Genomic DNA, 5,307 nt, shown 5'->3' with positions numbered 1-5,307 from the left:
ACGCGACGCGTGCGCCCCGCCAGTTTCAGCCTGGTTGCGCTCTTAGACGAAGAACGTCGATACGTTGGCGTCCATTGCCTGGGTGCCTTCCGCCGTGGAAAGCATCGTATTTCCGTGCAATTCGATGTGGTCGGCAAGATTCGCGAGACCCTGTAGGTGCTGCGCCAGGGCGTCAAAGAAACCCGTCGCGCCCTTACCCCTGAAATATTCGCTGAGCGATGCCGCGCGCTGTTGGATGTCGTTATGTATTTCCCTCAAGTAAGCCGCTCGCTGCCCGGTGTCGGAGGCCAGGCCGTCGATGGTGCCGTAATTCCATGTGATTTCGCTCATTTCGATAACTCCTTAAGTCTGGGTATGTTTTGAAATTGGGGATGCGGGCCAGGACTCGTCCCGGGTCTACTGGCTTCCGCCGCTGAACACACCCAGCAGGCCGTGCGCCGCGTCGTCTTCGTTGTGTTCGAACATCGTCGCGGTCTTGCCCAGGCCGTGAGCCAGCCTTTGACCACCGGTGATCGTCTGCATGAGATCGTGGTGAATTTGCCCCGCCGTGGTAAGCGACGCTCCACTGGCCTTGCCTTGCCACCCCGCGGCCTGGACGACGTCCTCGTGGCCGTGCAAGTACTCGTTTGCGATTTGTGTCGCGGTCTGCATTGCGTTCTCGACCTGCTGCTGCGTGGTCCGCAGCAAGTCCGTAAACGCCATCGTTGTAGCCATCTGACTTCTCCTTGACTTTATTGAGGGTCCCCCGAGCTGGGCTATGCCTAAAATTTAACCAGCTTCTCGCCGGCTGTCACTTCACTGATTTTTTGGGCCCACACAGGGTCCGAACAGGCATTTTAGTGCACACCAGCATTGGCAATCTTGTCAACTTGTGGCCGCCGACACTTGGACAATGCGCTGGTGACGGTCGCGGGCATGAACAAATCCGCACGGGATGGCGTACCGGCGATCAGCCCGTCGGTGCCCTGTGGCGGTGCCCCGTCGTCGCGGTTCGCGCGGTTTCGGGGTCGTGCCATTCCCCCAGGCCATATTCGCCGCGGTGGCGGGCGGTCATGCCGTCGCGCTGCAACGCATCGCCGTGGCCGGAGACCACGTCGGCGATGCTGAACAGCGATTCCGATCCGTCGTCGAAGTAGTGGGAATGGTCGTAGACCGGATTCAGGGAATTGCCGGGCACCTCGGCTTTGAACCGGGTGGAGCCGTAACCGTCTACGGCGGGGTCGTCTCCGAGGGTGCCCAAACTCAAACCGATGAGACCCGGCCCCGTCACCCGACCAGGCAGCCAGGTGACCGCATCGCCCGACGCCGCACCGACGTACAGGTGGCCGCCGGGCGACAGCTCAAAGTCGGCCGCCGAATGCGCCAGGTCGGTGCCCGGGGAGCCGACCAGCACTACATCGTTTGCGTGCATCCCGGACACCGCCGCATCCGAAACGACGGCGGATCCGTAGGAATGGCCGACCACAGTCACGTGCGTCGGCGCACCTTCGTGGGTGACCGCCAGCGCGTTCACATCAGCGGCCAGCGCCTGCCCGCCGGTTCGAGCCATGCTCGGCTGCAACAGGCCCAGGTCATGCCAGGTGTTGGGGGTGTTGTAGCCCACCCACATCACGACCGCAGTCTGCTCGCCCCAGCCGGCGCGGGCGGACTCCTGGTACAGCCGCACGCCGTCGGGGTTGGCCAGCGTGCCCCCGCACACGCTGGTGCCCAGCCCCTTCACCAACACCGCGGTGTTGGCCGCCGTGTCGGGGTTGCCCATCGCAATGGCCGCGACTCCCTCACCGGCGAAAGCCTCGGGCAGATACTTCAACAGGAAGATGTCCGGATGTCGTCGGGTGAGGTCGTCGACGGCGTCTCCCGATGCATTCAGGCCCTCCCGGGTGCGGCCGGCATTGTTGTAGCGAGTGACAGCAACTGCGGTCAGTCCGAACTTGGCGGGATCACTCAGCACGTCGCCAACGGACACGTTGTGCCGCTTCGCGGCGTCCGCAACGCGACGGAGGTCGTCATTCATCACGGCCGTGTTCGCCCGGCTGCACACGTCGACCGGAATGCCGTTGAGGTTTCCCAGCTCCGGTGGGTGCCGGGCGATCAACTGGCCTTGTTGTTCCGGGTTGAGTGTCTTCCACCACCTGTTGATTTCCTCGGCACTGGTTCGCGGGGAGGGAATTTCGATCGGTTCGTCGGGTTTCGGCGGGTCGTACCAGTCGGTGCGCAGGATGGTCAGTGACGTCCCCAAGCGGTCTGAGAAGCGGCTGCGCAGTGACCGAAGCTGACCCAGGGCTGACTTGGTGCCGTCTATGGCTTGCTGCTCGAGGCAACCGACAAGCGCATCGAGCGCGGATCTTTCAGCCGCGGCGAGTCGGATGTCGCTCTCGAGATCCAGCGCTTGGCCGAGCCGGTAGTCGACCTGCCGCAGTTGAGCCTCCAAGGCCGAGATCAAGGCTGCGCCGCTGCGTTGCGCCTCAGCCAGGGCGGCTGCGAGGTATTCCAAGTCGACCCCGATCTTGGGCAACTGTTTGGACTGCGCGCCCAGCGACGCGGCCGTGCTCTGCACTTCGGCGGAGTCGTTGATCGGGTGGTCGCCACGCTCCCGGTTCCATGACGCCTCAAAACGACGGCGCGCTTCGTCGAATGCAGTGCTGGCCTCGGCCGTCCACCGCCCCGCGTTGTGAAACGCCTGCGCCAGATCGGAGATCTGCGCCGGGCGCCCGGCTTGCAGGCTGTCGTTGATCGCCCAGGGGTCACCGCCGGCTCGGGCTGTCAGCTGCGGGATGCTTATGCACCCAAGCTGCATCGCATCGCCCGCAGTTTCGCGGCGTTGCGGTAGTCCATGTCGACGAACTCCGTGGCAGCGTAATTCGCCTTACGACCGAGCTCTGTCAGTGCCTCCCGGTTGGCCAGCAGGGTTTTGACGTGTAGAGCCTGGGCTGAGCCGACCGCGTCGTGAAAGTCCTCGGCGGCGCGGAAGTCACCAAACATTCCCGATAGTCGCGGTCCCCGCGATAGGTGGTCCGCCCCGTCTTGTGCGAGCCCGCCCGCGCGGTGCGACTCGTTGGCTCCCGAGCGCAGCAAGTCGGTGTCGACGAACATCGCTATCGCGTCCTCACAGGTTGGCGGCCCCGTCGGCCAAACCGTCGCCGTCGGTGTCGGTCAGCCGGACGTCCCATTTGCCGTCGCCGTCGGTGTCGACGTATCCCGTCACGCCGTCCTCCCCGCCGCACAGCACCCGGTCGGCCACCCCGTTCCCGTCGGTGTCGAGCAGTCGGTCGTCGGCATGTCCGAGCCCGTCGAAATCGACCAGCGGACCGCCGGTGTGCTCGACCCCGTCAAGCCCATACCAGCGCAGTTGCCCTCCCCGATCGACGGCCACCGACCACGTCCCCGATCCGTCATCGGTGAAGTAGCTCTCCGGGGTGCCGTCATTGTCCAAGTCGAGGACGGCGTGATCGACCACCCCATCGCCGTCGAAATCCGCCAGCGCGTCGTCGAGCATCCCGTCGCCGTCGAAATCCAAGCCGATCGCATCGAGGCGGCCGTCCCCGTCAAGGTCCAGGTCGGGCTGGCCCTTCCAAATGGCCGCTGCGCCATCGTCGCCGGCCAGACAGTAGTCCATGCCCTCTCCGACGCTTGGCCATCGCTACGGGTTCCCGCGCGATCTCCACCAGGCCAACAGCTCGGCGGTTGCCTCCTCGCCGGTCAACGGCCCGCGCTCTAGCCGCAGTTCTTTCAGATAGCGCCACGCCTCGCCGACTTGCGGGCTCGCCGGGATGTTGAGCAACTGCATGATCTGGTCGCCGTCCAGATCGGGGCGTATCCGGGCCAGATCCTCCCGGGCGGCCAGTTCGGCGATCCGCCCCTCGAGCCGGTCATAACTTGCCTGCAACCGGGTGGCCCGGCGCTTGTTGCGGGTGGTGCAGTCGGCACGCACCAGCTTGTGCAGGCGGGGCAGCAGCGGCCCGGCGTCGGTCACGTAGCGGCGCACCGCGGAATCGGTCCACTTGCCGTCGCCGTAGCCGTGGAATCGAAGATGCAGATATACCAGCTGCGAGATGTCGTCGACCATTTGTTTGGAGTACTTCAACGCCCGCAGCCGCTTTCGGGCCATCTTGGCCCCGACCACCTCGTGGTGGTGGAAACTCACGCCGCCGTTTGGTTCGTGGCGCCTGGTGGCGGGCTTGCCGATGTCGTGCAGCAGCGCGGCCCAGCGCAGCACCAGATCGGGGCCCTCATCGGGATCTTCCAAGGCCATCGCTTGGCGCAGCACCGTCAGCGAATGCTGGTAGACGTCCTTGTGCTGGTGGTGTTCGTCGATGGCCATCTGCATCTCGCCGACCTCGGGGAGCACCACCTCACCCATCCCGGTCTGCACCATGAGATCGATGCCGGCCACCGGGTCGTCGCCGAGCAGCAACTTGTCCAGCTCGGCGGCCACCCGCTCGACGCTGATCCGCCCCAGCTGCTGGGCCATTTCTTCGATCGCCTCGCGCACCCGCGGCGCGACGGTGAAGCCGAGCTGCGAAACGAAACGCGCGGCGCGCAGCACCCGCAACGGGTCGTCGCCGAAGGACACCGACGGTTCCGCTGGGGTGTCCAGCATTCGCGCCCGCAGTGCCGCCAAACCGCCTAGCGGATCAAGGAATTCACCCGGCCCGGTGGGCGTGATGCGCACCGCCATCGCGTTCGCGGTGAAATCCCGGCGCACCAAATCGTCGTCGAGGCGATCGCCGAAACGCACTTCGGGATTGCGCGACACCTGGTCGTAGGTGTCAGCGCGGAATGTGGTGATCTCCAGGCGGTGCCCGCCCTTACCGACGCCGACCGTGCCGAATTCGATCCCGGTGTCCCACACCGCGTCGGCCCATTGCCGGACTATTTGTTGGACCTGCTTGGGGTGGGCGTCGGTGGCGAAGTCCAAATCGGGACTCAACCTGCCAAGCAGGGCATCCCGCACCGAACCGCCGACAAGGTACAACTCGTGGCCCGCGGCATCGAACGCCGAGCCCAGCTCGCGCAGCACGGGGGCGTGCCTGTTGAGCGCGACCGCGGCAGCGGTCAACAGGTCGGCATCGGCTTCGGGCACGTTCGACCAGCCTAGACATCCCAGGGATTTAAGTGTCAAGCGGCTGCTGGTGTGCGGTGTGCCCAGGCTTTGTGTTCGTCGTAGAGGGTGTGGTGGGGTAGGCAGCCATGGAGAATGCCGACGAGGCGGTTGCCGAGGGCGCGGAGTGCTTGGTGATGGGTGTCGCCGGTGTTGCGATGTTGGTTGTAGAAGGCCCGTGCACCGGGGCTGGTGGTGAGCGTGCA

Annotated in this window: 6 protein-coding genes and 1 pseudogene; all 7 read right to left on the bottom strand. The window is 65.3% G+C overall.

Annotated features, from left to right (window positions below):
* Positions 1-42: 42 nt before the first annotated feature.
* Positions 43-330 carry a WXG100 family type VII secretion target gene (locus tag ACLP4W_RS02595; protein WP_442383835.1) on the bottom strand — a complete coding sequence of 96 codons (288 nt, stop codon included), beginning with the start codon at positions 328-330 and terminating at the stop codon, positions 43-45.
* Between the two features lie 66 nt (positions 331-396).
* A complete protein-coding gene (locus ACLP4W_RS02590; RefSeq protein WP_442383833.1) occupies positions 397-714 on the bottom strand; it encodes a hypothetical protein in 318 nt (105 codons plus the stop codon).
* A 235-nt stretch (positions 715-949) separates the two neighbouring features.
* Positions 950-2,797 carry a putative alpha/beta hydrolase gene (locus ACLP4W_RS02585; protein WP_442383831.1) on the bottom strand — a complete coding sequence of 616 codons (1,848 nt, stop codon included), beginning with the start codon at positions 2,795-2,797 and terminating at the stop codon, positions 950-952.
* Positions 2,779-3,093: a DUF2563 family protein gene (locus tag ACLP4W_RS02580; RefSeq protein WP_442383829.1), complete on the bottom strand. Its 315-nt coding sequence runs from the start codon at positions 3,091-3,093 to the stop codon at positions 2,779-2,781. Before ACLP4W_RS02580 ends, ACLP4W_RS02585 begins: the two co-directional genes overlap by 19 nt.
* Before the next feature lie 13 nt (positions 3,094-3,106).
* Positions 3,107-3,616 (bottom strand): pullulanase, encoded by a 510-nt coding sequence (locus tag ACLP4W_RS02575; protein ID WP_442383827.1) that lies wholly within the window; start codon positions 3,614-3,616, stop codon positions 3,107-3,109.
* A gap of 24 nt (positions 3,617-3,640) precedes the next feature.
* Complete coding sequence (locus ACLP4W_RS02570; RefSeq protein WP_442383826.1) at positions 3,641-5,083, bottom strand: CCA tRNA nucleotidyltransferase; 1,443 nt, start codon at positions 5,081-5,083, stop codon at positions 3,641-3,643.
* 35 nt (positions 5,084-5,118) lie between these two features.
* Positions 5,119-5,307: pseudogene (locus ACLP4W_RS02565) on the bottom strand (IS110 family transposase); the annotation flags it as partial.

It is taken from the genome of Mycobacterium sp., assembly GCF_052145595.1.
In the GTDB taxonomy this organism is placed as follows: domain Bacteria; phylum Actinomycetota; class Actinomycetes; order Mycobacteriales; family Mycobacteriaceae; genus Mycobacterium.
The sequence above is the reverse complement of the archived record's forward strand: the minus strand, read 5'-3'. Positions and strand labels throughout refer to the sequence as shown.

Excerpts from the sequence above, each read along its gene's own strand:
- ACLP4W_RS02575 (WP_442383827.1), bottom strand. The coding sequence starts at position 3,616 with ATGGACTACTGTCTGGCCGGCGACGATGGCGCAGCGGCCATTTGGAAG.
- ACLP4W_RS02580 (WP_442383829.1), bottom strand. The coding sequence starts at position 3,093 with ATGTTCGTCGACACCGACTTGCTGCGCTCGGGAGCCAACGAGTCGCAC.
- ACLP4W_RS02595 (WP_442383835.1), bottom strand. The coding sequence starts at position 330 with ATGAGCGAAATCACATGGAATTACGGCACCATCGACGGCCTGGCCTCC.
- ACLP4W_RS02585 (WP_442383831.1), bottom strand. The coding sequence starts at position 2,797 with ATGCAGCTTGGGTGCATAAGCATCCCGCAGCTGACAGCCCGAGCCGGC.
- ACLP4W_RS02590 (WP_442383833.1), bottom strand. The coding sequence starts at position 714 with ATGGCTACAACGATGGCGTTTACGGACTTGCTGCGGACCACGCAGCAG.